At 70.8% G+C, this 26,933-nt stretch carries 22 protein-coding genes; 8 read left to right on the top strand and 14 right to left on the bottom strand.

Annotated features, from left to right (window positions below; genetic code table 11):
• Positions 1–6: 6 nt before the first annotated feature.
• Both ACPXB1_RS08895 and ACPXB1_RS08890 read right to left on the bottom strand, forming a co-directional pair.
• On the bottom strand, positions 7–1,713 hold the full coding sequence (locus tag ACPXB1_RS08895; protein WP_355590226.1) for a bifunctional metallophosphatase/5'-nucleotidase: 1,707 nt from the start codon (positions 1,711–1,713) through the stop codon (positions 7–9).
• Positions 1,714–1,920: 207 nt separating this feature from the next.
• The gene (locus ACPXB1_RS08890) at positions 1,921–2,631 is read right to left on the bottom strand and encodes a histone deacetylase (RefSeq protein ID WP_355627914.1); all 711 of its coding nucleotides are present in this window, start codon (positions 2,629–2,631) and stop codon (positions 1,921–1,923) included.
• Positions 2,632–2,811: 180 nt separating this feature from the next.
• Between ACPXB1_RS08890 and ACPXB1_RS08885 the strand changes: the two genes are divergently transcribed.
• Entirely contained in the window at positions 2,812–4,233 is a 1,422-nt protein-coding gene (locus tag ACPXB1_RS08885) for a sensor domain-containing diguanylate cyclase (RefSeq protein WP_355590232.1), read from the top strand.
• A 166-nt stretch (positions 4,234–4,399) separates the two neighbouring features.
• Here ACPXB1_RS08885 and ACPXB1_RS08880 read toward each other — a convergent pair whose 3' ends face one another.
• Together ACPXB1_RS08880 and ACPXB1_RS08875 are read right to left on the bottom strand one after the other, a co-directional pair.
• Positions 4,400–5,461 (bottom strand): aspartate-semialdehyde dehydrogenase, encoded by a 1,062-nt coding sequence (locus tag ACPXB1_RS08880; protein WP_425735052.1) that lies wholly within the window; start codon positions 5,459–5,461, stop codon positions 4,400–4,402.
• Positions 5,462–5,467: 6 nt separating this feature from the next.
• Positions 5,468–6,733 carry an aspartate kinase gene (locus ACPXB1_RS08875; protein ID WP_425735051.1) on the bottom strand — a complete coding sequence of 422 codons (1,266 nt, stop codon included), beginning with the start codon at positions 6,731–6,733 and terminating at the stop codon, positions 5,468–5,470.
• Between the two features lie 266 nt (positions 6,734–6,999).
• Between ACPXB1_RS08875 and ACPXB1_RS08870 the strand changes: the two genes are divergently transcribed.
• Both ACPXB1_RS08870 and ACPXB1_RS08865 read left to right on the top strand, forming a co-directional pair.
• On the top strand, positions 7,000–7,788 hold the full coding sequence (locus ACPXB1_RS08870) for a hypothetical protein (RefSeq protein ID WP_425735050.1): 789 nt from the start codon (positions 7,000–7,002) through the stop codon (positions 7,786–7,788).
• Positions 7,789–7,872: 84 nt separating this feature from the next.
• Positions 7,873–8,403 (top strand): nitroreductase family protein, encoded by a 531-nt coding sequence (locus tag ACPXB1_RS08865; protein WP_053654876.1) that lies wholly within the window; start codon positions 7,873–7,875, stop codon positions 8,401–8,403.
• Between the two features lie 12 nt (positions 8,404–8,415).
• On the opposite strand, the gene ACPXB1_RS08860 is transcribed toward ACPXB1_RS08865, so the two are convergent.
• Complete coding sequence (locus ACPXB1_RS08860; RefSeq protein WP_425735049.1) at positions 8,416–9,408, bottom strand: ArsR family transcriptional regulator; 993 nt, start codon at positions 9,406–9,408, stop codon at positions 8,416–8,418.
• Positions 9,409–9,476: 68 nt separating this feature from the next.
• Here ACPXB1_RS08860 and ACPXB1_RS08855 point away from each other — a divergent pair, with 68 nt between their 5' ends.
• Both ACPXB1_RS08855 and leuA read left to right on the top strand, forming a co-directional pair.
• Positions 9,477–10,748 carry an MFS transporter gene (locus ACPXB1_RS08855; RefSeq protein ID WP_167946695.1) on the top strand — a complete coding sequence of 424 codons (1,272 nt, stop codon included), beginning with the start codon at positions 9,477–9,479 and terminating at the stop codon, positions 10,746–10,748.
• A gap of 239 nt (positions 10,749–10,987) precedes the next feature.
• Positions 10,988–12,739, top strand: a complete 1,752-nt coding sequence (gene leuA, locus ACPXB1_RS08850) for a 2-isopropylmalate synthase (RefSeq protein ID WP_053654882.1) — start codon at positions 10,988–10,990, stop codon at positions 12,737–12,739.
• Positions 12,740–12,809: 70 nt separating this feature from the next.
• Here the strand turns inward: leuA and ACPXB1_RS08845 are convergent, their stop codons facing one another.
• Positions 12,810–14,303 (bottom strand): MFS transporter, encoded by a 1,494-nt coding sequence (locus ACPXB1_RS08845; protein ID WP_306273239.1) that lies wholly within the window; start codon positions 14,301–14,303, stop codon positions 12,810–12,812.
• A 108-nt stretch (positions 14,304–14,411) separates the two neighbouring features.
• On the opposite strand from ACPXB1_RS08845, the gene ACPXB1_RS08840 reads away from it, so the two are divergent.
• Complete coding sequence (locus ACPXB1_RS08840; protein ID WP_053655078.1) at positions 14,412–15,071, top strand: HNH endonuclease family protein; 660 nt, start codon at positions 14,412–14,414, stop codon at positions 15,069–15,071.
• Positions 15,047–15,445, top strand: a complete 399-nt coding sequence (locus ACPXB1_RS08835; RefSeq protein ID WP_053655080.1) for a hypothetical protein — start codon at positions 15,047–15,049, stop codon at positions 15,443–15,445. Before ACPXB1_RS08840 ends, ACPXB1_RS08835 begins: the two co-directional genes overlap by 25 nt.
• 82 nt (positions 15,446–15,527) lie before the next feature.
• On the opposite strand, the gene ACPXB1_RS08830 is transcribed toward ACPXB1_RS08835, so the two are convergent.
• From ACPXB1_RS08830 to ACPXB1_RS08800, 7 genes are all read right to left on the bottom strand, one after another.
• The gene (locus ACPXB1_RS08830; RefSeq protein ID WP_053654886.1) at positions 15,528–16,631 is read right to left on the bottom strand and encodes an ABC transporter ATP-binding protein; all 1,104 of its coding nucleotides are present in this window, start codon (positions 16,629–16,631) and stop codon (positions 15,528–15,530) included.
• Entirely contained in the window at positions 16,628–17,641 is a 1,014-nt protein-coding gene (locus ACPXB1_RS08825; RefSeq protein ID WP_387156195.1) for an ABC transporter ATP-binding protein, read from the bottom strand. The genes ACPXB1_RS08830 and ACPXB1_RS08825 overlap by 4 nt, the downstream gene beginning before the upstream one ends.
• Positions 17,642–17,707: 66 nt before the next feature.
• Positions 17,708–18,670 carry an ABC transporter permease gene (locus tag ACPXB1_RS08820; RefSeq protein ID WP_355590265.1) on the bottom strand — a complete coding sequence of 321 codons (963 nt, stop codon included), beginning with the start codon at positions 18,668–18,670 and terminating at the stop codon, positions 17,708–17,710.
• Positions 18,667–19,671: an ABC transporter permease gene (locus ACPXB1_RS08815; RefSeq protein ID WP_355590268.1), complete on the bottom strand. Its 1,005-nt coding sequence runs from the start codon at positions 19,669–19,671 to the stop codon at positions 18,667–18,669. Before ACPXB1_RS08815 ends, ACPXB1_RS08820 begins: the two co-directional genes overlap by 4 nt.
• An 81-nt stretch (positions 19,672–19,752) precedes the next feature.
• Complete coding sequence (locus ACPXB1_RS08810; protein ID WP_355590271.1) at positions 19,753–21,414, bottom strand: ABC transporter substrate-binding protein; 1,662 nt, start codon at positions 21,412–21,414, stop codon at positions 19,753–19,755.
• A 324-nt stretch (positions 21,415–21,738) separates the two neighbouring features.
• On the bottom strand, positions 21,739–22,332 hold the full coding sequence (gene recR / locus ACPXB1_RS08805) for a recombination mediator RecR (protein ID WP_053654896.1): 594 nt from the start codon (positions 22,330–22,332) through the stop codon (positions 21,739–21,741).
• 8 nt (positions 22,333–22,340) lie between these two features.
• On the bottom strand, positions 22,341–22,649 hold the full coding sequence (locus ACPXB1_RS08800) for a YbaB/EbfC family nucleoid-associated protein (RefSeq protein WP_030489880.1): 309 nt from the start codon (positions 22,647–22,649) through the stop codon (positions 22,341–22,343).
• A gap of 213 nt (positions 22,650–22,862) precedes the next feature.
• Here ACPXB1_RS08800 and ACPXB1_RS08795 point away from each other — a divergent pair, with 213 nt between their 5' ends.
• Positions 22,863–23,513: a DUF998 domain-containing protein gene (locus ACPXB1_RS08795; protein WP_425735048.1), complete on the top strand. Its 651-nt coding sequence runs from the start codon at positions 22,863–22,865 to the stop codon at positions 23,511–23,513.
• A gap of 141 nt (positions 23,514–23,654) precedes the next feature.
• Here ACPXB1_RS08795 and ACPXB1_RS08790 read toward each other — a convergent pair whose 3' ends face one another.
• A complete protein-coding gene (locus tag ACPXB1_RS08790) occupies positions 23,655–26,912 on the bottom strand; it encodes a DNA polymerase III subunit gamma and tau (RefSeq protein ID WP_425735047.1) in 3,258 nt (1,085 codons plus the stop codon).
• Between the last annotated feature and the right edge of the window lie 21 nt (positions 26,913–26,933).

Below are 26,933 nucleotides of genomic sequence, written 5' to 3'. Positions count from 1 at the left end.
CAGCCGTCAGGCGGCGGGGACCTCGGCGGTGGTGCGGATGCGGTCGAGCGTCGGGGCGGAGACCGGCGACTGCGCGGTCAGGTACGCCACGAACGCGTCCAGGTCGATCTGGCCGGTGACCAGGTTCGTCCCGCCGGTGAGGGCGCTGAAACCGTCACCGCCGCCGGCCAGGAAGTTGTTCACCGTGACCCGGTACGTGGCGGCCGTGTCGACGGCGGTGCCGCCGATGGTGAGGCTGCCCCGGACCACGCGGGTGCCGGCGCACGGGTCGGCGACGGTGCCGGTGGTGCCGGCCGGGTCGACGACGTAGCCGACTGTCGACGACGGGTACAGCGTCCGGCCGGTGACGAACTGCTGCTCCAGTACGCAGTAGAGCTGCGCGCCGGTCAGGTCCAGTGTCACGAGGTTGTTGGCGAACGGCTGCACTGTGAACGCCTCCTCGTAGGTGACCGGGCCGGCGTCGAGGTCGGCCCGGACTCCACCGGGGTTCATGAAGGCGGCGACAGCGTTCTGCTCGTCGTCGGTGGCGGCGAGTTGCGCGTCGGCGATCAGGTTGCCCAGTGGTGACTCACCCATCGTCGTACCGAAGAGGGTTTCCTGGCTCCGGGTGATCGCCGTTGTGGTCTCGCCGACCTGGCGGCCGGCGACCGGGCCGAGCACCGTCTTGTAGCGGTCGATGAGGGCGGTCTGCTTCGGGTCCTTGGCGACGTCGCGGGTGACCACCATGTTCTCCGCCTTGGCGGAGATGATGTCACCGGAGTGACGGTCGATCTTCAGGTCGATGTCGGTGACAAGGCGACCGAACGAGCTGGCGCTGGTGACCAGCTTGCCGTTGATGTCGCAGTTGTACGCCTGGTGGGTGTGGCCGCTGACCACCACGTCGATCGACGGGTCCATCCGGTTGGCGATGTCCACGATGGGCCCGGTCATGCCGACGCAGTCGTTGATGCCGCCTGTGGCGGCCTGGGTGCCTCCCTCGTGCAGCAGCACGACGATCGCCTCGACGCCCTTGCGCCGCAGCTCACGGGCGTACCGGTTGGCGGTGTCGGCCTCGTCGGCGAAGGTGAGGCCGGCGACGCCCTGCTGGCTGACGATCTCCGGGGTGCCCTCCAGGGTCATCCCGATGAAGCCGACCTTGACGCCCTGCACCTTGTGGATCGCGTACGGCGCCAGCAGCGGCTTGCCGGTGGCGGTCTTGAAGGCGTTGGCGGACAGGTACTTGAAGCCGGCGCCCCGGTACGGGGTCCCGTCGGCGCAGCCGTCCACCGGGTGGCAGCCGCCGTTCTGGATCCGCAGCAGCTCGGCGGCGCCCTCGTCGAACTCGTGGTTGCCGACGCTTGCGTAGTCCAGCCCGGCCATGCTCAGCGCCTCGATGGTGGGCTCGTCGTGGAACGCGGCCGAGAGCAGCGGAGACGCGCCGATCAGGTCACCGGCGGCGACGGTGATGGTGTTCTTCTTCTTGGCGGCGGCGCGCAGCTCGGCCAGGTGGGTCGCGAGGTATTCGACGCCGCCCGCGGTCTGCCCGGCGATCGTGCCGCTGGACCCGCTCGGCGGTTCGAGGTTGCCGTGGAAGTCGTTGAGTGCCAGCAGTGTGACGTCGACCGGCTTCGGTCGCGCGTCCGCCTGCTCGGGGGTGGTGGCGACCGCGCCGAGCGCTGCCACCGCGAGCGCGGTCAGGCCGGCGGCGGCCCGACGCATCCCGGGTATGGACATGGGACTCCTCGTGAGAATCGGCGCGTGTGCGGTGCCTGGCCTGTGGGTCGACCGGGTCGCCGACCGACGCCGTCGGAAGTGTCGATCGTGGATGGCGGCGCATCGGGGGTCGCCGCTCTCCGACAGCCTCTCATCCGAACGCCGACCGGTCGAGCCGGGCGCTCGGCGCGACCCGCGCGGCCCGTCACGGTTGTGCGGAAGCGCCGGTCAGTCGGCGGTGAGCGCGTCGGTGACCAGGGCCGCGACGGCGCCGGGCGTCCAGCCTTCGGCGACCCCGGGTCGCTGTGCCAGGTAGCCGGCGATCCGCTCTGCCGACCAGCCGTACGACTCGCGCAGCCCCCGGGCGATCATGCCGAGGTAGATCGGCGCGGGTGGCCGGCACCGTACTGCCGACGACGGCTCGGGAGCGGTGAAGGTGAGCAGCGGGGCTCCGGCGAGGTGCCCCGGGCAGATCAGCGTCTCGTAACGGCCGGGGCCGAGCGCGGCCCGGCCGTCGGCGACGGCAGTGTCGACGGCCTCGACGGTAGCCGGGAGCAGGCCGGCGTGGTCGCCCGCTGGGCGGTACATCTCCTGGGCCGCGATGTCGGTGAACTGCTCGATCGTGACCAGGTACGCCCTGGCGGCGGCCACCCCGGGCAGCTGCGGGTCGTAGAACGCCATCCCGCCGGTCCAGGCGCCCGACTCGCCGGCGAAGTAGATCCCTCCGGGCAGGGACACCGGCACCGACCGTCTGGGCGGGCGGGGATTACGACAGCCCGGGTACGTCCGCCGGCCGCCGGGCGGGCAACCACCACCGATGTACCACGCCAGCCGGGCGGCGTGCATGTTCGAGCCGTACGCGACGTACCAGACAAGCCTTTCCTCGGCGGTGACCCCGACGGGCGCCGCGGGCGGGACGGCGCTCGGGTGCGCGGACATTGTCGCCTCCTCGGTGCCGGGGTTCCCACGCTAACGAGGTCCGGCGGCCGAACCCACAGGCCGCGTCCACAGCCTGTGGATAGAACGTGTGTACGAAGGTCGTCGACCGTCGCCGTGAGTACCCTTGATCGCATGGCTCGGCGGCCGGCCGGACCCTCCCCTACCTGGAACGACGTGCGAGTGGATCATCAGCGAGTCATCCGTGACGTCACCGTCCGCCTGACGATGGCGTCGAGCGTGCCGGAGGCCTGTCGGTGGACGGTAAGCGCCCTCTCCCAACACACCTCGGCGACCATCTCCGTGCTGCTCGACGTCCATGACCGGCTGCGCTGCGTGGCGGCGACCGGCGCCTGGCAGGTCTTCGCCACGGTGCCGGCACGCACCGGGATCGTCGGCCGGGTGTACGCCACCGGGGCCACCGCCGTGGTCCCGGACGTCACGGTCGACCCCGACTACCTTCCGGTACGCCCGGACGTGACAACGGAACTGTGCGTGCCGGTACTGGACCCGGCGGACCGGACGGTCGGCGTCCTGGACCTCCAGTGGAGCGGGCCGGTCGACCTGGAGCCGTGGCGGGAGACCGCGGAGTGCCTGGCAGCCCTGCTCGGTGCGCGGATCGCCGCACTCGGCGGCCCTCCGGCGGAGAGCCGCAGCGAGAAGCTGCTCCGGCACGCCGCAGCCCTCTCCTCGGCCGAGACCGAGGAGGCGGTGATGAGCGCGGCGACCTGCGCCGCGCGAGAGGTCTCCACCCTCTCCACCGCGGTGCTGCTGATCGGCGGGCCCGACGGCGCGCGGCTCGGACCATCCCGGGCGGCCCCCGGTGAGCTGGAGACCCGCATCCGGGCGGAGCTGACCGGGGCGGGTCCGGAGACGCTGGGCCGCATCGTGGAGCGGGCACACCGGTACGGGGCCGGCTACACGCTGGGCGAGGTGGGACATCCTCCGACGGAGGACTACCAGACACTGACCCGGGCCGGGGTACGCACACTCATCGCCGTTCCGGTCGGCCCGTCCGACGCGGGCGGGGCGCTGCTCGTGGCCGACGCGCGGGTGCTGCGCCCGGATCCGACCACGGTAAGCCTCATGGAGCTGCTCGCCGGGCAGGCGTGGACCAGCCTGGACCGGCTGCACACACTCGCCCGTCTACGGGAGCAGGCCAGCTCGGACCCGCTGACAGGACTGCGGCACACCGGCCCGTTCGGGCAGCGGATCGCCGCGGCCACCCCGGGGCGTACGGCGCTGCTGGCGATCGACGTGGACGGCTTCAAGACTGTCAACGACACGTACGGCCACCAGGCCGGCGACCGGGTGCTTGTCGGGCTGGCCCGGGCGCTGGAGGGGGCGTTGCGGCACGGGGACGAGCTGTACCGGATCGGTGGTGACGAGTTCGTCGCGGTGATCGAGGTGAACCGCCCGGAGGAGGCGGTCCGGATCGCCGAACGGCTTGCCGAGGCTGCCCGCCGCATCGGACGCACGATCAGCGTGGGCGTTGCGCTGCCCCGCCCCGGCGAGTCCCCCGACGGCACCCTGCGCCGAGCCGACCAGGCCCTCTACGCGGTAAAACGCCAAGGCCGAGACGGAGTCCACCTAGCAGCCGCCTAGCCCCCTCTAGCCCCGCTGCTCCGCGCGCCCTCCCTCCCGCCCGCCCCCGCAGTGGTCGATCATGGAGTTGTGGTGCCCCGCAAAAGGGGCACAGCGCCACTATCCGCCCACCACAACTCCATGATCGACGGAGTGGGGCGGGGCGGGCAGGGCGGGGCAGGGCGGGTTACGGGGTTTTTAGCTCTTTGGCTAGTAGTTCGGCTATCTGGGCCGTGTTGAGGGCTGCGCCTTTGCGGAGGTTGTCGCCGGTGACAAAGAAGTCCAGGGCGCGCGGGTCGTCGAGGGCGCGGCGGATCCGGCCGACCCAGGACGGGTCGGTGCCGACCGCGTCGATCGGCATCGGGAACTCCCCGGAGGCGGGGTCGTCGACGAGGATCACGCCGGGGGCGTTGCGTAGCGCCTCGCGGGCGCCCTCGGCGTCCACCTCGGTGGCGAAGACGGCGTGCACTGCCACCGAGTGGCCGGTCACCACAGGCACCCGGACGCAGGTGGCGCTGACCTTGAGGTCGGGCAGGCCGAGGATCTTCCGCGACTCGTTGCGGATCTTCATTTCCTCGGACGACCAGCCGTCGTCGGCCGGCGAGCCGGCCCAGGGCACCACGTTGAGCGCCAGCGGGGCCGGGAACGGGCCGAGGTCGTCGCCGACGGCCTGACGGACGTCGCCGGTGCGCGAGCCGAGCGCGCGATCCCCGGCGACCTTGGCGAGTTGGTCGTGCAGGATGTCCACCCCGGCTTTGCCGGCTCCGGAGACCGCCTGGTAGGAGGCGAGCACCAGTTCCCGCAGGCCGTACTCGCGGTGCAGCGGGGCGACCGCGACGATCATCGCGAGGGTGGTGCAGTTGGCGTTCGCGATGATGCCCCGGGGCCTGTTGCGGACGTCCTCGGGGTTGATCTCCGGAACGACGAGCGGGACGTCCCGGTCCATCCGGAAGGCGCCGGAGTTGTCCACAGCGATCGCGCCACGGGCGACGGCGATGGGTGCCCACTCGGCGGAGACCTCGTCGGGCACGTCGAACATCGCCACGTCGACGCCGTCGAAGGCCTCCGGTGTCAGCGCCTGGACGACGAGTTCCTCGCCCCGGCAGCGCACCCGCTTCCCGACCGAACGCTCGGAGGCGATGAGCCGGATCTCACCCCAGACGTTGCGACGCCCGGTGAGCAGCTCACACATCACGGTGCCGACGGCACCTGTCGCTCCGACCACGGCGAGGGTGGGCAGCGCCGTCATCGGGCGTTACCTACCCGTCCCCGCGTAGACCACGGCTTCGCTGTCGCCACCCAACTCGAACGCGTCGTGGATGGCGCGCACCGCGACGTCGAGGTCGGTGTCCCGGCAGACGACGGAGACCCGGATCTCGGAAGTGGAGATCATCTCGATGTTGACACCTGCCGCGCCGAGCGCGGCGAAGAAGCCGGCGGCCACGCCGGGGTGCGAACGCATGCCAGCCCCGATCAGCGAGACCTTGCCGACGTGGTCGTCGTAGAGCAGGCCCTTGAACTTGACCGGCTCCTGGATCTTGCTGAGGGCGGCCATCGCGGTCGGGCCGTCGGCCTTGGGCAGCGTGAACGAGATGTCCGTCCGGCCGGTGCCCTCGGTGGAAACGTTCTGCACGATCATGTCGAGGTTGATCTCGGCACCGGCGACGGTGTCGAAGATCCGCGCGGCGGCGCCCGGCTCGTCGGGCACGCCGACGATCGTGATCTTGGCCTCGCTGCGGTCGTGCGCGACCCCGGTGATCAGTGCCTGCTCCATGGAAAGGTCCTCCATCGATCCGGTGACCATCGTGCCGGTGTTGGTCGAGTATGACGAACGGACGTGGATCGGCAACCCCGCCCGGCGGGCGTACTCCACGCTACGAAGGTGCAGCACCTTGGCGCCGCACGCGGCCAACTCCAGCATCTCCTCGTAGGTGATCTGCTGGATGTGCCGCGCGTTGGGCACGATCCGCGGGTCGGCGGTGAAGATGCCGTCGACGTCGGTGTAGATCTCGCACACGTCGGCGTGCAGGGCGGCGGCGAGCGCCACCGCAGTGGTGTCCGAACCGCCCCGGCCGAGGGTGGTGACGTCCTTGGTGTCCTGCGAGACGCCCTGGAAACCGGCCACGATCACCACAGCGCCCTCGTCGAGCGCGCCCTTGAGCCGCCCGGGGGTGACGTCGATGATCCGTGCGCGACCGTGCACCGAGGTGGTGATCACGCCGGCCTGCGAGCCGGTGAACGAGCGGGCTTCGTACCCCAGGTTGTGGATCGCCATGGCCAGCAGGGCCATCGAGATCCGCTCCCCGGCGGTGAGCAGCATGTCCAGCTCGCGGCCCGGCGGCAACGGGCTGACCTGATTGGCCAGGTCGAGCAACTCGTCGGTGGTGTCTCCCATCGCGGAGACCACCACCACGACGTCGTCGCCAGCTTTACGGGCGGCGACGATGCGCTCGGCCACCCGCTTGATGCGCTCGGCATTGGCGACGGAGGACCCGCCGTACTTCTGCACCACGAGTGCCACGACGGTGCACTCCCTCCCAGCGTCCCTGAGCGTGCCGACGCCGCCGGAACCGGGGCCGGCGGCGCGTGTCAGACCTCATGAGGGTATCCGGCGGGTCAGGACGGCGGGTTGTGTGATCCCACCATCCGGCCCGCGCGGGCCACCGGCCAGCGCGGGTGACCAGGTCCGCAAGCCCGTCCGGTACGTCCGCACGCCGCGCCCGACACGCCGAGGATCGGCCGCGCGCCGCTCCCCCGCGATCCTGCGGCACCCAGCAGAATGGGCCGGTGCCCGTCCTCATCCGCTCGGCCCTCCGCGTGCTCGGGTCGCTCGTGTTCGCCCTGCCTGCTGTCCTGGTCTCGTGCACCAGCGAGCAACCCGCGCCCCCACCGCCTGCCGATCCCGGGCCGGTAACTGTGGATGCCGCCCGGGACGAGTTGGCCGCCCTGGCCGCCGCCGCGCAGGATCGCCACCTCGTGGCGCAGTACGTCTTCAGCCAGCCCGGCCGACCGGACCGCAGCATCGTGTTCACAAGCGCGAACGACGGCAGTTGGCGGGTCGACGTGCCGGGTGGTGCGCTCGGCGGCACCGTCGACGTCTCGCTGGCGGCCACCACCGACGGGCTGTTCCAGTGCGCCCTGCCGTCGAGCGCTCGACCGGAGCCGGCGCACTGCGTACGCCTCGGCGATCGCGACGATGCGCTCCCGCGCCGGCTGGACCCTCGCGTCCACCATCCGCTCACCGACTGGCTGGCTGTGCTTACCGACAGGCGTGCGCCGTTGGCGGTGGCGCCGGCCAGCCCACCGGAGGGCGTCACCGGCGCCTGTTACTCGGTGGAGTCCACCTCGGCTTCGCTGAACGCCCCGTTGGACGTCGGCATCTACTGCTACGACCGGGACGGCACACCGACAGGTGTCCGGACGGCGGCCGGGACGCTGCGACTGGCCGCCCCGCCCGGCACCGCGCCGGCGAGCGTGCAGTTGGCCGGGCCCGTGGTGGTGGACGTGGAGCCCCTGGGTACGGCGGCGCCGCCGACCCCTGACCCGTCGGACAGCCCGGGCGCGGGAACGTCTTGACCTTCGTCCCGTTACGGGTGTCATTGACCACATTTGCGGGACCCATCCTGAGCGGCGAATCACCCATACAGGACGATTGCCGACATGGCTGACCTCACCCCGCTGCTCGCCTTCCGCTGGAGCCCCTGGGCCTTCGACCCCCGCGCCGAGCTGACCCCGGACGAGGCGGCCTCACTGCTGGAGGCCGCGCGCTGGGCGCCGTCGGAGGAGAACGGGCAGCCCTGGCGGTTCGCCCTCGGTCACCGGGACGACGAGAACTGGAAGCGGATCATGGTCAGCCTCCCGGACGACGACCAGTGCTGGGCCCGGCACGCCGCAACACTGGTGGTCGGCGCGCACACCGGCGGGGACGCCGAGCGTGCCGCGTACGACCTCGGTCAGGCGATGGCCCACCTGACCCTTCAGGCCACCGCGCTCGGCCTGCACGTGCGTCAACTCACCCGCTTCGACCAGGTCAGCCTCGCCACCGAGCTCAACCTGCCCGTCGGCGTACGCCCGCTGGTTGTCGCCGCCGTCGGCCGTCTCGGGGACCCGTTCGCCCTCCCGGCCGACCTGCGCGCCCGCGAAACCGGCCTCCGTCACCGCCGCCCGGTCACCGACCTGCTGCTCTGCTGAGCGCCCCTCGGATCACCCGCCACGGCTTGCCCGGAGCAGGACCTTCGCGGCCTCGGTATTGCCGTAGAGGACGTGCCGGCCCTGCCGAACCCGGTGGACCAGGCCGGCGGCGTGCAGCGCGGCCAGGTGCTGGGAGACGTTCCCGGCGGACATCCCGGTGAGTCGGGCCAGATCGGTGGTGCTGGTCGCGGTGTCGAGCAGGTGCAGCAGCGCCGCCCGGCCCGGGCCGACCACCCGTGCCAGCGAGTCACCAGGTGGCGACGGGGTCGCCTCCCAGAGCGTTCCGACAGCCCGGACCGGGTACGCGCCGGCCGGCAGCGAGTCCTCCAGCAGGTTCCACAGCACCCGCCGCTCGGTGAACACCGTCGGGTTGAGCGCCAACCCACGACCGCGCAGGTCGAAGTCCCGCTCGAACGGGTCGTCGCTGACCACCCGGTCACCGAGCCAGCGCAGGCTCGGGTGGAGCTGCTCGAAGAACCGGCCGGCACCGCCCTCGGCGAGCTGAGCGGCGCGGTACGCCACATCGGCGTCGAGAAGCGCCCGCATCCGCGGCCAGTCCGGGGCGATCGCCTCGTCGTACCAGACCCGTACGGCGTCGACGAGCTGCGGCAGCAGCCCGCGGGGATCGGCGAGCAGCGCCAACCCGAACGGGCTCAGCGGCCGGCGCGGGGTGGTCGCCAGGAGGTCCTGGACCACCACGGCCGGCGGCGTCGCGGCGATCTGGTCCAGTTGCTCGGCCATCTCCACGTTCGGTCGGGCCGCCGGGGTGAGGAAGTCGGGCAACCAGCAACCCGCCCGGGCCAACTCCGTGAGCGGGCGAACCCGGGCGGCCACCTCGGGACGACGCACCGTCACTCGGGCCCTGTCGATCCAGGGCAGGTGCACCGCATAGCGGACCGGGCTGGCAAGCGCCCACATGCTCATGACCGTCTCGTTGACCGGCGACACGGCGAGCCGTACTCCCGCGACGTCGGCCAGGCTGAACCGCAACTCCGACACACGCACCCCCGCACGATTCGGCCCAGCCTAAAAGGTTCGACCGATGCCATGGGGGCACGATTCACTCAGCAGCCATGGGGGCCAGAGACATCATCCGCACCGCCGTCCGTAACGTCGTACCGCCGCCCGGGCTGACCCGCGCCCTGGCCGTGCAGGCAATGGTCTACGCCGTCGGTAGCGGCCTGTTCCACGCCGGCAGCGCCGTCTTCTTCACACGGGCGCTCGGGCTCAGCGCCGCCCAGGTCGGGCTGGGGCTGTCCATCGCGGCGGGGGTGTCGCTGCTGGGCACGGTCCCGCTGGGCGGGCTCACCGACAGGTACGGACCGCAGCGGGTCTGGGTGTTCGGGCTGGTGCTGGACGCGATGCTCTTCGCGACGTACCCGTTCGTCGGCGGCTTCGCGGGCTTCCTCGCCGTGGTGGTGGCGCTGGCGACCGTGGACGCCGCCACCGGCGTGGCCCGTCAGGTCTACTCGATCAACGCGCTCCCTCCGGCGGAACGGGTCACGGGGATGGCGTACCAGCGTTCGTCGCTGAACGTCGGGTTCGGGCTGGGCGCGGTGATCAGCGGCGTGGTGCTGGCGGTGGACACGATGGCGGCGTACCGGGGGATGGTCTGGTTCATCTCGACGGTGATCCTGGTGACGGCCCTGTTCGTGCGGCGACTGCCACGGCTGCCCCACGTGGTCCGGCCCACGGAGCCGATGAGCCGGCTCGCCGTACTGCGGGACCGGCCGTTCCTGGCGGTGTCCCTGCTGTCCGGGCTGCTCACCGCGCACGGGGTGCTGTACCTGACGGTGATGCCGCTCTGGATCCTCACCCACACGGATGCCCCGAAGACGGTGATCGCCGCTCTGGTGCTGCTCAACACGGTCCTGATCGTGCTGCTCCAGGTTCGCGTGAGCCGGGGCGCCGACACCGCTGCGGGCGCGGCGCGGGCGTCGCGCCGGGGCGGCCTGCTGATCGCCGTGTTCTGCCTGGTCCTGCCGATCTCCGGCGTTACCCGGGGTGGGCTCACCATCGTGGTGCTCGTGGCCGCCGCGACGCTGCTGATCCTCGCCGAGTTGATCGAGTCGGCGGGCACCTGGGGCCTCACGGCCACCCTGCCACCGGCCGACCAGCGCGGCGCCTACGTGGGGGCGTTACGCCTGGGCACGCAGGTGCAGTTCCTGATCGCCCCGGCGGGGCTGACGGCGCTCGGGGTGACCACCGGCGGATGGGGCTGGTATCCGACGGCGGCGATCTTCGTTCTGGTCGGGCTCGCGATCGTGCCCGTGGTGGCCTGGGCTGAGCGGACGCCGAGGCTGGGTGCCATGGCCCCGGAGGAGAACATGACGTCGGTCCCATAGTCCGGACGTTCCTTTCCACCCCCAGTTCCATCACGTAGGGTGACCTGGTCATGTGGCAGGCGCTTCTTCTCCTTAGCCGCCGCGACGAGGCCTAACCGGCCGGCACCTCGTCGCGGAGTCGCATCGCGCCGTCCAGCACATCCGAGCTTTTCATCGGCAGTCGCGTGGGCACCGCAGCCCGACGCCTCGCCGACACCTTCCGATCTGCTGACGCCACATGTTCCAGGGAGCACTCTGAGATGGCTCAACCTGTCACCGACGCTGAGACCGATCCCTTCGCCCGGCAGCGCCCGAGCGGAATGCCGTACCACCGCTACCAGCCGTACCAGGAGCAGTTCCGCATCGACCTGCCGGATCGCACCTGGCCCACCCGCCACGTCGAGGCCGCGCCGCGGTGGTGCGCGGTGGACCTGCGCGACGGCAACCAGGCGCTGATCGACCCGATGTCGCCCGAGCGCAAGCGCCGGATGTTCCAGTTGCTGGTGCAGATGGGCTACAAGGAGATCGAGGTCGGCTTCCCGTCGGCGAGCCAGACCGACTTCGACTTCGTCCGGCAGCTCATCGAACAGGACATGATCCCGGACGACGTCACGATCCAGGTCCTCACCCAGTGTCGGGAGCACCTGATCGACCGGACGTTCGAGTCGCTGCGCGGCGCGAAGCGGGCCATCGTGCACTTCTACAACTCGACGTCCACGCTCCAGCGCCGGGTCGTCTTCGGCCTGGACCGCGACGGCATCGCCGACATCGCCACCAGCGGCGCCCGGCTCTGCCAGAAGTACGCAGAGATCCACACCCCGGACACCGAGATCTTCTACGAGTACTCGCCGGAGTCCTACACGGGCACCGAGCTGGAGTACGCGCTGGAGGTCTGCTCCCGGGTGATCGACGTGATCGACCCGACGCCCGACCGCCCGCTGATCATCAACCTGCCGGCCACCGTCGAGATGGCGACGCCGAACGTGTACGCCGACTCGATCGAGTGGATGCACCGGCACCTGCCGCGCCGCGACAGCGTGGTGCTGAGCCTGCACCCGCACAACGACCGGGGCACCGGTGTGGCCGCCGCCGAGCTGGGCCTGCTCGCCGGCGCGGACCGCATCGAGGGCTGCCTGTTCGGCAACGGCGAGCGCACCGGCAACGTCGACCTGGTGACGCTGGGGCTCAACCTGTTCTCCCAGGGCATCGACCCGATGATCTCCTTCTCCAACATCGACGAGATCCGGCGGGCCGTCGAATACTGCAACCAGCTGCCCGTGCACGAGCGCCACCCGTACGCGGGCGACCTGGTCTACACCGCCTTCTCCGGCTCCCACCAGGACGCCATCAAGAAGGGCTTCGACGCCCTCAACGCCGACGCGAAGGCGGCCGGCGTGCCTGTGGACGAGCAGACCTGGGCGGTGCCGTACCTGCCGATCGACCCGAAGGACCTGGGCCGCACCTACGAGGCGGTCATCCGGGTCAACTCGCAGTCCGGCAAGGGCGGCGTCGCTTACATCATGAAGAGCGAGCACCAGCTGGACCTGCCCCGGCGGCTCCAGATCGAGTTTTCCGGTGTGGTGCAGCAGGTCACCGACCACGACGGCGGCGAGGTCGAGCCGGCCGCCATGTGGGAGATCTTCGCGACGCACTACCTGCTCGACCACCAGCCTGACCCGGCGGTCCGGCTGGCCGGCTACACGATCGGCACCACCGACGGCAAGGTCGAGATCGAGGCCCAGGTCGGCGTCGGCGCCGAGGAGCGGTCGCTCACGGCGATCGGCAACGGCCCGATCGATGCGTACGTCAACGCGCTCCAGTCGATCGGCGTCGGCGTCCGGGTGCTCGACTACCACGAGCACGCGCTGTCCTCCGGTGGGGACGCGCAGGCCGCCGCGTACGTGGAGTGCGAGGTGGACGGTCACACGGTGTGGGGTGTCGGCACCGACGCCAACATCGTCACCGCCTCGATCAAGGCGGTCACCAGCGCCGTCAACCGCGCCCGCCGCTGAGCTGTAAGGAAGGGCCCCTTGTTAGCGCCCAGGCGTTAACAAGGGGCCCTTCCTTACATCGGGGCGTTTCCTATCGCGGAGGTGTCGCGGCGGGCATCGAGTGGCAGGGCTGCGACGGCGGGGCCGCGCGGGGCGGTCGGTGGACCAGCACGAGCGCCAGCGCGGCGCCGGCCAGCAGCAGGCCCGCACACCACAGCAACGAAGCACGGTACGCATCGGTGAGCGCGGCCTTCTGCTCGTACCCGCCACCGGAGAGGCCGACAAGCAGCGGCAACGCGGCGACCGCTAGCAGACCGCCGGCCCGGGACGCGGCGTTGTTGAAGCCGCTGGCCACCCCGGAGAACCGGTCCTGCACCGCTGCCAGCACCGACGCGGTCAGGGGCGCCACCACAAGGGTCAGCCCGAGACCGAAGAGCAGCACTCCCGGCAGTACGTCCCGCCAGTACGACGCGCCCGGCCCGACGCTGCGGAGCAGCAGCAGACCGGCGGCGGCCACCACCGGCCCGACGGCAAGCGGCAGCCGCGGGCCGATCCGCGCGGACAGCGCACCGGCCCGTGCCGATCCGACGAGCAGCAGGACCGTCATCGGCAGCAGCGCGATCCCGGTGCGGAAGGCCGACCACTCGACGACGTTCTGGAGATAGACGGCGAAGAAGAAGGTGAAACCGCCGAGCGCCGCGTAGACCACCACTGTGAAGATGTTCAGCACCGAGAAGAGTCGACTGCTGAAGAGCCCGGTGGGCAGCATCGCCGTGTCGCCGCGTCGCCGTTCCAAGAGGACGAACGCCACTGCGGCCAGCACTCCGACGAGCGCCGCGACAAGCACCGGGGCGGAGGTGTGGCCGCGCGCGGGCGCGTCGATGAGGGCGTACGTGATGCCGGCGAGTGCGAGCGCGCCGAGCAGCGCCCCGGCCACGTCGAACCGGCGTCGGGTGCGCCCCGGTCCCTGCGTCCGCGAGACGTTCTCGTCACGGCTCTCCGGCACCCACCGCACGGCGGCCAGCACCACGAGTACGGCGAGCGGCAGGTTCAGGAAGAAGATCCACCGCCAGGACAGGGCGTCGATCAGCCAGCCGCCGATGAACGGACCCAATGCCGTGGAGACACCGGACAGTCCGGCCCAGGCACCGATCGCCCGCCCTCGGTCGTCGGGGTGGAAGCTCGCCTGGAGCACCGACAGGGACCCGGGGGTGAGCAGCGCGCCGCCGATGCCCTGGAGGAACCGGGCCGCGATGAGCGCGCCGGTGCCCTGGGCCAGCCCGCACAGCACCGAGGCGACGGTGAACCACACCACCCCGATCAGGAAGACCCGACGCCTGCCGAAACGGTCCCCGAGTGCCCCGCCGAGCAGCACGAACGCCGCCAGCATCAGCAGGTAGCCGTTGACGGTCCACTGAAGATCGGCCACATTGGCATCGAGATCCTGGCCGAGTTTCGGCAGCGCCACGTTGACGACGGTGCTGTCGAGGAAGACCATTCCGGAGGCGAGGACTGCGGCGAGCAACGTCCCCCGACCGGCGGCGGTGCCCATCCGCAGAGCGGGCGCGGGTGCGGAGGTGGTCATCTCACCAATCTGCCCTGCAGGATGTGGGAGACGCCACGAAACGCCGAAACCGTTCCCCGGGTACTGTGCGCAATCGCCGGGAGCCCGCAAGCTGGAGAGGTGTCGTCTGTGCGTACCAGATCAGGATCGCGCGCGGCGGTGACCGCGCTCGTCGCGGCGCTGGCGCTTGGCGTTGCCGGTTGTGTCCCACCGGATGAACCGGAGGCTGCCCCGTCGTCGGGTGGCGGCGGCAACACGGCCCAGCAGTTGGGTGAGCTGACCGTCGCCGAAGCAGGCTCGATGAAGGGCTACAGCCGGAGCCGTTTTCCGCACTGGCGGAACACCGGCAAGAACTGCGATGTGCGGGACACCATCCTGCAGCGCGACGGCGAGGACGTGAAGCTGTCGGGCTGCAACGTGGTCGGTGGTCGGTGGGAGAGCGTGTACGACGGTCGCAGCGCCGCCGACCCCTCCGACGTGGACATCGACCACATGGTGCCGTTGGCCAACGCGTGGCGCTCGGGTGCCGACGAGTGGGACGACGCGAAGCGCGGCGATTTCGCGAACGACACCACACGACCGCAGCTCTTCGCGGTTTCGGCGTCGTCGAATCGGTCGAAGGGTGACCAGGACCCGTCCCAGTGGAAGCCAGCAAACCGGTCGTACTGGTGTCAGTACGCGGAAGACTGGGTAGCCGTCAAGCACTACTGGCGACTGACGGTGACCAGTGCGGAGAAGTCCGCTCTGACCGACATGTTGGAGGGCTGCAGGGTGGGGAGCAATTCGTGACAGAGGCCGAGGGGGCTGGTGACAAGACCCCGGCCACAGCAGGCATGACCGCGGACGGTGCCGCCGAGACCCCGGCCGCCGTGCCGGGGGCCGGCATGGTCGCGGATTCCGACGGTGCCGGCGGCGCGCAGAGCCGTACCGCCGACATCGTGCCGGGGCCGGGCGGGGTGATGACCGACGAGGTCGGCGTCGTCACCGGCGAGTTGACCCTGCGCACCGATTACGCGGACGGCAAGGTCACGCTGCAGGTGCAGTACAAGGACGCCGACGAGTGGTACGCGGTGACCGGCGGGTCGGTCCCGCTGGGCGACCCGGCAGGGCTGGACGCGGTGCACGGTGTCGCTGTGGCACTGCTGCACCGCCCGGAGGGCTGACCGCGCCCGACAAAGTGATACCTCTGAGTCATCTTGATGACTCAGAGGTATCACGCTCACGAGGCAACGGCCCCGCGCCCCGTCAGACGTACGAGCCGGGCTCGCTGGGTGCGGAGACCACGCCCGGTGACTCGCCCTCGCCCTCGGGGCGGACGATCTGCACGCTGACCTTGTGCGGGCGCAGTTCCCCGCTGGCGATCTGCTCGGCGAAGTGGCAGGCCACCCGGCTGGTGCCGATTTCCCGCAGCACCGGCCGCTCGTCGGCGCAGCGGGTGGGCTGCGCCCACGGGCAGCGGGTGTGGAAACGGCAGCCGGACGGCGGGTTGGCCGGCGAGGGCAGGTCGCCCGCGAGCAGGATCCGCTCCCGCCGGTCCTCCACGTCCGGGTCCGGCACGGGCACCGCGGACATCAACGCCCGGGTGTACGGGTGCAGCGGCTCGGTGTAGAGACGGTCGCTCGGCGCTTCCTCGACAAGCGCGCCCAGGTACATCACGCCGACAGTGTCGGAGATGTGCCGCACGACCGCCAGGTCGTGCGCGATCACCAGGTAGGTCAGCCCGAGGCTGTCCTGTAGCTCGTCGAGCAGGTTCACGACCTGGGCCTGGATCGAGACGTCCAGCGCCGAGACCGGCTCGTCGGCGACGATCAGCTCCGGCCCGAGCACCACCGCACGGGCGATGCCGATGCGCTGGCGCTGCCCGCCGGAGAACTCGTGCGGGTAGCGGGACAGCGCCCAGCGGGGCAGCCCCACAGCGTCAAGGGTCTCGCCGATGATCCGCCGACGGTCGTTGCGGTCGGCGCCGATCCCATGGGTCTGGAGGCCCTCGGTCAGGATCGACTCGACGTTCTGCCGGGGGTCGAGGCTGGACATCGGGTCCTGGAAGATCATCTGCATCCGGCGCCGCATGGTGCGCAGCTTGCCCGCCGGCAGCTTCGTCAGCTCGACGCCGTCGAAGTTCACCTCGCCCGCGGTCGGCGGTGTGAGCTGGAGCAGTGCACGACCGAGCGTCGACTTTCCGCAGCCGGACTCACCGACCAGCCCGTACGTCTTGCCGCGCGGGATGCTCAGGTCGACCCCGTCGACGGCCTTCACATGCCCGACCACCCGGTCGAAGAGCACTCCCCGTCTGATCGGGAAGTGCACCTTCAGGTCGCGTACCTCGACGAGGATGTCGTTGTCGCTCACGCTGGCTCCTCCTCGCGTGGGGCGGGCACCGTGCCGGGCACGGGCTCCGGGTTGACGCACCGGTAGCTCCGCCCGTCGTAGGTGTGTACCAGCTCCGGCGGCTGCCCCACACACTCGTCGGTCCGACGGGCGCAACGCGGGGCGAAGGCGCAGCCATCCGGCCAGGGCAGCAGATCCCGGACCGAACCGGGAATCGGGGTGAGCTTCTCGCCCCGCCCGGCGTCCAGGCGCGGCACCGAACCGAGCAGACCCACTGTGTACGGGTGACGCGGCTCGCGGAACAGCGGACGACGGCGGGCCGTCTCCACCACCCGGCCGGCGTAGAGCACGTTGACGGTGTCGACCATGCCGGCCACCACACCGAGATCGTGCGTGATCATCAGCAGCGCGGTGCCGGAGTCCCGGACCAGTTCCTTGAGCAGCTCCAGGATCTGGGCCTGGATGGTGACGTCCAGCGCGGTGGTCGGCTCGTCGGCGATCAGCAGCCGAGGCTGGCAGGCCACCGCCATCGCGATCAACGCCCGCTGCCGCATCCCGCCGGAGAGCTGGTGCGGGTACTCCTTCAGCCGGCGCTTCGGGTCCGGGATGCCGACCCGGTCCAGCAGCGACGCAGCCTCCTTGGCCGCGGTCTCGCCCTTCATCCCCCGGTGCCGGGCGAGCACCTCGGTCACCTGCAACCCGATCGGGATCACCGGGTTCAGCGAGGAGAGCGGGTCCTGGAAGATCATCGCGATGTCCCGGCCCCGGATGTCACGCCGGGACCGGTCGTCGAGCTGGAGCAGGTCGGTGCCGTCGAAGACGGCCTTGCCACCGACGCGCAGGCCAGGCTGCTTCGGCAACAGGCCCATGATCGCCAGTGACGTGACGCTCTTGCCGCAGCCGGACTCGCCGACCAGGCCCACGACCTCACCGGCGTCGACGGAGAAGGACACACCGTCGACCGCGTGCACGGCCCGCTGGCCGCGCCGCGCGAACGTGACGGACAGATCGTCCACTTCGAGCAATGCCATTACTGGCCCTCCGTTCGCGACTGCGGGGCTCGCAAGCTCACTCCTCGCGCTTCACACATACCGGGCCTACTTCCGCAGCTTCGGGTCGAGGGCCTCGCGCATCGCCTCACCCAGCAGGGTGAAGCCGAGCGCGGTGATGATGATCCCGACCGCCGGGTAGATCGCCAGCGACGGCCGGATGCCGAGGTACTGCTGCGCGTCGGCGAGCATGACGCCCCACTCCGGTACGGCGGTGTCGGGGTTGCCCAGGCCCAGGAACGACAGCGCCGCAGCCTCGATGATCGCTGTGGCCAGGGTCAGGGTGGCCTGCACGATCACCGGGGCGAGCGAGTTCGGCACCACGTGGGTCAGCGCGATCTTCGACTTCTTAACGCCGAGCGAGGTGGCCGCCAGCACGTAGTCGCTGTTGGCCTGGGAGATCATCGAGCCGCGCAGCAGCCGGGCGAAGACCGGCACCGAGACCACGCCGACCGCGATCATCACAGTGGTCAGGCTGGCACCGAGCAGGGCGGCGATGCTTACCGCCAGCAGGAGGCTCGGCATCGCCAGCAGCATGTCGACGAACCGCATCAGGGTGGTGTCGATCCACCGCCCCCACCGGCCGCCGAGGCCGGCCGCGGCACCGGAGATGCCACCGATGAGCGCGCCGACCGCCAGGCCGATAAGTGTGGAGACCACGCCGACCAGCAGGGTCTGCCGGGCGCCCACGATCATCCGACTGAACTCGTCCCGGCCCTGGTGGTCGTAGCCGAACCAGTGGTCGCCGTTGGGGCCGGGGATGACACCCGGCTTGATCAGACCCTCACGGATGCCGATCGTGTCGGTCGGCGCGTACGGCACGAGGAACGGCCCGATCACCGCGACCAACACGAAGATCGTCAGGATGACCGCACCGACGATTGCCGCCGGGTTGCGGCGCAGCCGGCGGAATGCCTCCTGCCACAGGCTGACGCCACGCTCGTCGTCGCGGGCGGCCAACTCCGAGAGCCGGTCGATCTTTTCGCGCTTCTTGCCGGGGCTGAGGGTCATCGCACCCTCACCCTCGGGTCGATGAAGCTGTAGGAGAGGTCGACCAGAAGGTTCACCAGCACGTACACCACCGCGATGATCAGAATGAAGCCCATCAGCACCGGATAGTCGCGTTGGCCGATGGCCTCGGCGACGAAGGCCCCGATGCCGCTGAAGGCGAAGACGGTCTCGGTCAGTACGGCGCCGGAGAGCAGACCGCCGGCGAGCAGGCCGATCGAGGTGGCCACCGGCAGCATCGCGTTACGCAGCACGTGCCGGGTGCGCACCGTCCGCTCGGTCAGGCCTTTGGCCTCGGCGGTCCGGACGAAGTCCTCGTTGAGCACCTCCAGCACGCTCGCCCGGGTGATCCGGACGATGATCGCCAGCGGGATGCTGGCCAGCGCGATGGCGGGCAGCACGAGATGCCAGAGGGCGTCGGCTGCCGCGTCCCACTCGCGGGTCATGAGCCCGTCGAGGACGAAGAAGTTGGTGACCCGGGTCGCGCCGAGCGTCGGGTCCTGCCGGCCGCTGGACGGGAACCAGTGCAGGTTCTCCGAGAAGATCGCCTTGAGCACGTAGCCGAGGAAGAAGACCGGGATGCAGATGCCGATCAGCGAGCCGCCCACGGACGCGTGGTCCAGGAACCGGCCGCGACGACGGGCCGCCAGGTAGCCGAGCGGGATGCCGACGCCGATCGCGATCACCATGGCGGTGATTGTCAGTTCGACGGTGCCGGGGAATCGCTCGATGAACTCCGTGGTGACCGCCCGCTTTGTGGAGGTCGAGGTGCCCAGGTCGAGCTTGATCATCCGGCGCACGAACCGCCCGTACTGCACCAGGATGGGCTCGTCGAGGCCCATGTTGCGGCGGATGGCGGCACGCATCTCGGGCGTACCGCGCTCGCCGAGGATCGCGGTCTCCGGGCCGCCGGGCAGCCGGCGGAGCCAGATGAAGAGCAGAAGGGAGAGCCCGAACAGCGTGGGTATCAGCTGAAGCAGGCGCCTGACGATGAACCGGAACACGGCGGCCTCGAAGGGGTGCGGAGGGTTGCGGGCGGGCGCTGTGCGACAGCGCCCGCCCGCGTTCCTTGCGTCAGATCAGACTTACTTGAACTCGGCGGTGGAGTACCGCTCGTCGGTGAGCGGGCTCGCCTTGACGCCCGTCACGTCCTTGCCGAACACGATCGCCGGCGGCGAGTGCGAGATCGGCACACCCGGCAGGAAGTCCATCACGGACTTGTTCAAGGCCTTGTACTTCTCGGTCCGGGCCGCGATGTCAGCGGTGCTGTCGGCGTCCTGGAACTGGTCGAACAGGGCCTTGTTGTTGAAGCCCCACTCGTCCTTCGGCCGGTCGAAGAACGTACCGATGAAGTTGTAGGCGTCGCCGTAGTCACCGGTCCAGCCGAGGAAGTGCAGGTCGTGCTTGCTGCCCGAGGTGGTGGCGTTCAGGTAGTCCGGGCTCCACTTGAGCGGGATCGCCTCGACGGTGATGCCGACCGCCTTCAGGTCCGCCGAAAGCAGCTCGAAGATGTCCTTCGGGTTCGGCATGTACGGCCGGGTGACCTCGGTCGGGTAGTGGAACTTCAGCGTGAGGTTCGACGCGCCGGCCTCGGCCAGCAGCGCCTTCGCCTTGGCCGGGTCGTAGGTGTACTTGGTGACGTCGCCATTCCAGCCCTCGACGGTGTCGGGCATGAAGTTGTCGGCCACCTTGGCGCCCGGCGGCAGCTTCGAGTCGACAAGCTGCTGACGGTTCAGGGCGTACGCGATCGCCTGCCGGACCTTCAGGTCGGCGAGCTTCGGGTTGCCCTTCTGGTTGATCGCCAGGTAGAGGATGTTGAACGCCGGGCGGGTGAGGACGTTGAAGCCCTCGCCCTTCAGCGGCTCGACGTCGGCCGGGCCGACGAGGTCGTAGCCCTGGATGTCACCGGAGCGCAGCGCCTGCTTGCGGGCGTTCTCGTCCGAGATCGTCTTGAAGATCAGGGTCTTCAGCTTGGCCTTGTTGCCGGCGTAGTCCTCGTTGCGCTCCAGGGTCAGCGTCTTGTTCGCGACGTCCCAGGACTTGAACTTGAACGGGCCGGTGCCGGTCGGGTGCTCCGTGGCGTACGACGGGTACTTGACGTCCTCGGCGGTGCCGGCCACGTTGCTGGCGTCGAACTCCTGCAGCGCCTTCGGGCTGTGCATCGAGAACGAGGGGAGCATCAGCGCGGCCGGGATCTTGCTGGAGACCCGCGTGAAGGCCAGGTCGACAGTGGTCGCGTCCTTGGCGGTGCAGGACTTGAAGAGGCTCGGCGGCAGGTCCGCGTTCTCGTTGGCGGCGAAGCCACCCATGACGTCCTGCCAGTACGCGGTCACGTCCGGGCTCTGCATGAGGCCCTTGGCGTTGTACCAGCGGTTGAAGTTGGTGCAGACGGCCTCGGCGTTGAAGTCGGTGCCATCGTGGAACTTCACGCCGGACCGAAGCTTGAAGGTCCAGGTGGTGCCGGCGGCGTCCGGGGTCCAGGACTCGGCCAGACCGGGGCTGACCTTGGTGCCGCCCTCCTCCGGCCGGACCAGGGTCTCGAAGACCTGACGCGCCACACGCAGCGACTCACCGTCGCTGGCGAAGCTCGGGTCGAGCACCTTCGGGTCTCCGGCGACGCCGAAGACGAGGGTGTCCTTCTTACTGCCGCTGGAACTGTCGTCGCGGTTGCTCTCGGCGCAGCCTGCTACCGCGAGGGCCGCGACCGCGACGGCCGCGATCGCGACCTTCGGCCTGGGTGCACGCATCGTGCTTCACCTCGTCCTTGGGGGTACGGACAACGTGGTGACAGGGGTCACCGATGGCGGTGACCATAGCTCCCGTGGCGTCCAGCCGGAAACAGGCGGGTGGACGGTTGGTATCGGATCGTGCCCCAACAGGCGTTTGACATTCGAATCGAAGGCGAGAGCGGCTCCCCGCCGAACAATCTGAATCCACGATGCCAAACTGTTACGTCGAACCGGCCCGATGAGCATGCAGGTGTCAGATCAATTCCGGGCAGTGACGAGGCCATGACGTGCCGATGGTCGGCACCCGAACGGGTGCCGACCATCGGCTGCACGACACGGATCTCAGACGGCTCGGCGCCCCTCGAAGGCCCGACCCAGGGTGATCTCGTCGGCGTACTCCAGGTCGCCGCCGACCGGCAGCCCGCTGGCCAGCCGGGTGACCGCGATGCCCATCGGCTTCACCATCAACGCCAGGTAGGTGGCGGTCGCCTCGCCCTCGGTGTTCGGGTCGGTGGCCAGGATCAACTCCCGCACCGTCCCGTCACCGAGCCGGATCAGCAACTCCCGGATACGCAGGTTGTCCGGCCCGATCCCCTCCAGCGGATTGATCGCGCCGCCGAGCACGTGGTAGCGACCCCGGAACTCACCGGTCCGCTCGATGGCCACCACGTCCTTGGGCTCCTCGACCACGCACAGCACCTCGTTGGTGCGGCGCGGATCGCGGCAGATCCGGCACTGCTCGGACTCGGCCACGTTGTAGCAGGTCGTACAGAACCGCACCAGCTCCTTGACCTTGCGCAGCGCGCCGGCCAGCCGGTTGACGTCGGCCGGATCCGCCGACAGCACGTGGAACGCGATCCGCTGGGCGCTCTTCGGACCGACGCCCGGCAGTCGACCGAGTTCGTCGATCAGATCCTGGATGGCACCTTCGTACATCTGCCGGCTCAGAAACCGGGCAGGCCGAGGCCGCCCATGCCGCCCGCGACCGGGCCCATCTTGCGCTCGGTCAGCTCCCGCGCGGCCTCGGCGGCGTTGTGCACGGCCGCGACCACCAGGTCCTCCAGAGTCTCCACGTCGTCCGCGTCGACGGCCTTCGGGTCGATCTTGATCGCCTTGAGCTCACCGGAGCCCGAGACGGTAGCGGTGACCAACCCGCCGCCCGCCGTGCCGGTCAGCTCGGCCTCGGCCAGCTCGGCCTGCGCGGCGGCGATCTGCTGCTGCATCTTCTGCGCCTGCTTCAGCATCTGCTGCATGTTCGGCTGTCCACCTGGGCGCACGGATGGCTCCTTCTCGCACTCGTCTGCTCGGCCGCCGCCCAGCCTAACCGCTGTGGCCGCCCTCGCCCCGCCCGGTGCGCGCGCCCACGCCGAGCAGCCGGAACGACCTCCGGGTACGGCTACCACCACCCTCAATCGACCATCTGGCGGTAGTGCGCCAGGCACCGCCACACTGGTCTGCTCGACGTCATGAACCTCAACCGCACCGGCCACGTCGGCGCGTTGTGCTGGGTGGCAGCGGCACCGGCCTTCCTTGCCGCCAACCTGGTGACCGGGCTGCGCTGGCAGGACCCCACCTACAGTTGGAGCACCAACAACATCAGCGACCTCGGCAACGTCCACTGCGGGATCTGGGACACCACCCGCCCCCGCTACGTCTGCTCGCCCTGGCACCCGCTGATGAACACCGCGATGCTTGCCACCGCCGTACTCCTCGCCGCCGGACTCCTGCTGACCTGGCGGATCCTCGGTCGCGGCGGCGTGGCCCGCTCAGCCCAGGCGCTGCTACTGCTGGCCTGCATCGGGTACGCCCTCGCTGCCCGCTACCCGGCCGACATCGACGAGAACCTGCACGTCCTCGGCGCATTCCTGATCATGGGGGTGGGCAACGTCGGCCTGCTCCTGGCGGGCTTCGCCCCAGGCAGCACACTGCTCGGCCGGTGGCGGCGGCTCACCCTCGCCGCCGGGCTCACCGCGCTGGTCGGCACAGTGCTGTTCGCCGCCCAACAGGGCGCAGGGATCGGGGTAGGCGGCATGGAACGCATAGCCGTACTGCCATTCCCCCTGTGGGCCTGCTGCGCAGGAGTCCTACTAGCCGAAAACAACCCCAGCCCCGCCTAACCCCTAGCCCCGAACCCTGCCCCGCCCACCTCACCCCGTCGATCATGGAGTTGTGGTGCCCGTCTTGATGCGCGACGGGCGCTTTGTCCCCCACCACAACTCCATGATCGACGAGCGAGGTTGGGACGCCGCGAGGCTTGGCTAGCGGGCGTCGACCTCGTCGATCTTCTCGGCGCCGAACGTCTCGCGGAGCAGCCGTACCGCCTGCTCCTCGCTGGACTCCCGCGCGGTCTTCTCGTCGATGACCTCGTCCAGCGGTTCGTCGCCCGGGTCGAACCCCTCGTAGGTGGGCGTCGCCGCCGGTGCCGCCCCGCCGGGCCGCCCGCCCCGCAGCGGTCCGTCGAAGTCCGGGTCGTAGGGCGGTTCGCCGGCCCATTCGGCGTCCGCGGTGGGCCGGGCTGCCGATCCGGTACGCGCACCGCGCCCCGCAGCCGCCGCGCGAGCTGCGGCGATGGCGCTGCTCACCGGGGCACCACCGGCTGAAGCCGGCTGCCGGGCCGCCGGTGCCGAGTTGCCCCGCGCTCCCGGGTTACCACCGCTGGCAGCAGGACCGGAACCACCTGCTCCAGCGCCATGCGCGCCGGTGCCGTGGCCGCCAGCACCGCTGCTGCCCGTGCCGTTGGTCCCCGCGCCGATGGCGCCCGTGCCGATGGCGCCCGTGCCGATGGCGCCCGTGCCGTGCGTCCCGGTCGCGGTAGGTGCCGAGCCGGAGCCGCCAAGTGCGCCGGTGCCCGCGTCGTTTCCGGCCGATGCGCCACCTGGACGGGCGGCCTCGGGCCAGTCCTCGTCGTCCGTCGCCTCGGTAGTGGCGGCACCGCCTCCGGGGCGGGCCGCCTCCGGCCAGTCGTCGTCGTCATCCGCCGCAGCAGCGGGCGGCGCTCCACCCTGCCGGCCCGCACCGTGGCCGCCGGAGCCCTGGCCACTAGAGCCCAGGCCACCGTTGCCCAGGCCACCGTTGCCCAGGCCACCGTTGCCGTGGCTACCGGAGGCGGGTCCGCCGGAGCCCTGGCCGCCGCGCACGCCCGTTGCAGCAGTTACGCCGCCATGGGCACCCGGGCCAGCGACGCCTGTCGGATTCGCTGGGTGAGGCGGCGCGCTGGTCGGGCCGGAGGCGGCGGTTGGTGTCCCCGCGGTGGGCTGAGCGCTCGGCGGTGCAGCAGTGGTGTTGATGCTCCTCGCGGGCTGCGCGCCCGACGCGGCGTGCACGTCCCCCGAGGTGGGTTGCGCGCCTGCGGCGGCAGCGCCGTGCATGTGCGAGGCAGCCGGTACGTCCGCCGGGGCGTTCATACTCGTCGCGGCCGGCTCCGTGCCTGGCGCGGCGGCATGAGCGCTCGGCGGTGCTGCTGCGGCAGACCGATTCGGTGCCGACGGCTCGGCGGGCGCGGCCAGCGGGGCCGACGGCTCGGCGGGTGCGGCCGGCGGGGCGGCGGGACGGGCCGGTGCGGCGGGCTGCGAGCGCGGCGGGCCGGACAGCGACGCAGCGCCCCGTTCGCCGGCTACCTCGCAGCGGATCTGCCAGCGTCCGCCCAACTCCTCGTAGAGCGCATCGGTGAGCACCGCCGCGTGGTCGGCCATCATCTTGGCCAGCACTGTCGACTTCACCGTCAACACCAGCATGTCGCCGTCGAGTTCGCGTACCACGGCGTCGCGCATGAGGGCCGCGATCCGCTTGTTGGTCCGGTTGACCTTGCCGACCACGTCGGGCCAGACCCGGCGGACCGCGACAGCGTCCAGGGCTGCGGCCGGCGCACCCGGTCGGGGCGGCTCGGGCGTCGCCGGGTCGGGTAGCACCGCCGACGGCGGCACCACGCGGCGCGGGGTCGGCGAACCGGTGCCCGGCCCGGCGGGCGAGACGGGTACCGCCCGATCGGCGACTGCCTGCCCGCCGGCTGACGCGCCGGGCGACACCGCGATCGGCGAGTCGACACCGGAAGCGTGCGAGCCCACCACACCCGAGGCCGGCGCGTGCGAACCAGCACCAGCAGCCGCGGCAGCCGCGCGCGCGGCAGCGGGCCCCGAGGCGTGCGGGCCAGAAACATGCGATGCGGCAGGGCCGGAATCGGCAACGCCGGAGGCAGCGGTGTTCTGCGCCGTGGACGTCACTGGGTCGACGGACCACGGCGGTGCGGAGGTCGGGGCGGCGACGGGTACGGGGGTGGCGGCAGCCGGAACCGGAGGGGCGTGCTGTGGGCGTACCCCCGGGTTGGTTGCGGCGGCCGGCGGCGCGTCGGTGCCGGTCAGGGTGAGACGGCGTTCCATGCGTTCCAGGCGTTGGAGCAGGCCGCGGGTGGAGTCGTCGGCGCCGGGCAGGAGCATCCGGGCGCAGATCAGCTCCAGCAGCAGGCGGGGCGCGGTGGTGCCGCGCATCTCCACCAGGCCGTCGTGGACGATGTCGGCGCAGCGGGACAGCGTGCCCGGGCCGAGCTGGGAGGCTTGGGCGGCCATCCGCTCGATCTGGTCGGCGGGGCCGTCGATGAGGCCCTTCGCCGCGGCGTCGGGCACCTGCTGGAGCACGATCAGGTCGCGCAGCCGCTCCAGCAGATCGGCTGCGAACCGGCGTGGGTCGTGGCCGGCCTCGGCCACCCGGTCGACCGTGGCGTACGCGGCGGCGCCGTCCCCGGCGGCCAGCGCGTCGCACATCTCGTCGATGAGCGCGGCGTCGGTGACCCCGAGCAGGGCCGCGGCCCGCGCGTAGCTGACGCCTTCGGGGCCGGCGCCAGCGATGAGCTGGTCGAGCACGGAGAGGCTGTCCCGGGCGCTGCCGCCACCGGCACGGACCACGAGCGGGAAGACCGCCGGTTCGACGGCGACGCCCTCGGCCTGGGTGAGTTGCTCGAGGTACGGGCGGAGCACCTTCGGCGGGATCAGCCGGAACGGGTAGTGGTGGGTCCGCGACCGGATAGTGCCGAGGACCTTCTCCGGTTCGGTGGTGGCGAAGATGAACTTGACGTACTCCGGGGGCTCCTCGACGAGCTTGAGCAGGGCGTTGAAGCCCTGTGTCGAGACCATGTGCGCCTCGTCGATCACGTAGATCTTGAAGCGGCTGCTGGCCGGCGCGAAGAACGCGCGCTCGCGCAGCTCACGGGCGTCGTCGACACCGCCGTGGCTTGCGGCGTCGATCTCGATCACGTCGATGGAGCCGGCGCCGTCGGTGGCCAGCGAGCGGCAGGACTCGCACTTGCCGCACGGCTCGGGGGTGGGGCCCTGCTCACAGTTGAGCGAGCGGGCCAGGATCCGGGCGCTTGACGTCTTGCCGCAGCCACGTGGGCCGGAGAAGAGATAGGCGTGGTTGAGCCGGCCGCTGCGCAGCGCCTGCGACAGCGGCTCGGTCACGTGCTCCTGACCGATGACCTCGGCGAAGGTACGCGGCCGGTACTTGCGGTAGAGCGCCAGCGTCACTCGTCCCGCCTCCTCTCGACC

This window comes from Micromonospora sp. DT68 (assembly GCF_049847245.1).
In the GTDB taxonomy this organism is placed as follows: domain Bacteria; phylum Actinomycetota; class Actinomycetes; order Mycobacteriales; family Micromonosporaceae; genus Micromonospora; species Micromonospora profundi.
Note: the sequence above shows the minus strand (reverse complement) of the source record. Positions and strands in the feature narration are given on the sequence as shown.

Excerpts from the sequence above, each read along its gene's own strand:
- ACPXB1_RS08810 (WP_355590271.1), bottom strand. The coding sequence starts at position 21,414 with ATGCGTGCACCCAGGCCGAAGGTCGCGATCGCGGCCGTCGCGGTCGCG.
- leuA (WP_053654882.1), top strand. The coding sequence starts at position 10,988 with ATGGCTCAACCTGTCACCGACGCTGAGACCGATCCCTTCGCCCGGCAG.
- ACPXB1_RS08895 (WP_355590226.1), bottom strand. The coding sequence starts at position 1,713 with ATGTCCATACCCGGGATGCGTCGGGCCGCCGCCGGCCTGACCGCGCTC.
- ACPXB1_RS08845 (WP_306273239.1), bottom strand. The coding sequence starts at position 14,303 with ATGACCACCTCCGCACCCGCGCCCGCTCTGCGGATGGGCACCGCCGCC.
- recR (WP_053654896.1), bottom strand. The coding sequence starts at position 22,332 with ATGTACGAAGGTGCCATCCAGGATCTGATCGACGAACTCGGTCGACTG.
- ACPXB1_RS08825 (WP_387156195.1), bottom strand. The coding sequence starts at position 17,641 with ATGGCATTGCTCGAAGTGGACGATCTGTCCGTCACGTTCGCGCGGCGC.
- ACPXB1_RS08880 (WP_425735052.1), bottom strand. The coding sequence starts at position 5,461 with ATGACGGCGCTGCCCACCCTCGCCGTGGTCGGAGCGACAGGTGCCGTC.
- ACPXB1_RS08890 (WP_355627914.1), bottom strand. The coding sequence starts at position 2,631 with ATGTCCGCGCACCCGAGCGCCGTCCCGCCCGCGGCGCCCGTCGGGGTC.
- ACPXB1_RS08800 (WP_030489880.1), bottom strand. The coding sequence starts at position 22,649 with ATGCAGCAGATGCTGAAGCAGGCGCAGAAGATGCAGCAGCAGATCGCC.
- ACPXB1_RS08820 (WP_355590265.1), bottom strand. The coding sequence starts at position 18,670 with ATGACCCTCAGCCCCGGCAAGAAGCGCGAAAAGATCGACCGGCTCTCG.
- ACPXB1_RS08865 (WP_053654876.1), top strand. The coding sequence starts at position 7,873 with ATGGCTGACCTCACCCCGCTGCTCGCCTTCCGCTGGAGCCCCTGGGCC.
- ACPXB1_RS08855 (WP_167946695.1), top strand. The coding sequence starts at position 9,477 with ATGGGGGCCAGAGACATCATCCGCACCGCCGTCCGTAACGTCGTACCG.
- ACPXB1_RS08795 (WP_425735048.1), top strand. The coding sequence starts at position 22,863 with ATGAACCTCAACCGCACCGGCCACGTCGGCGCGTTGTGCTGGGTGGCA.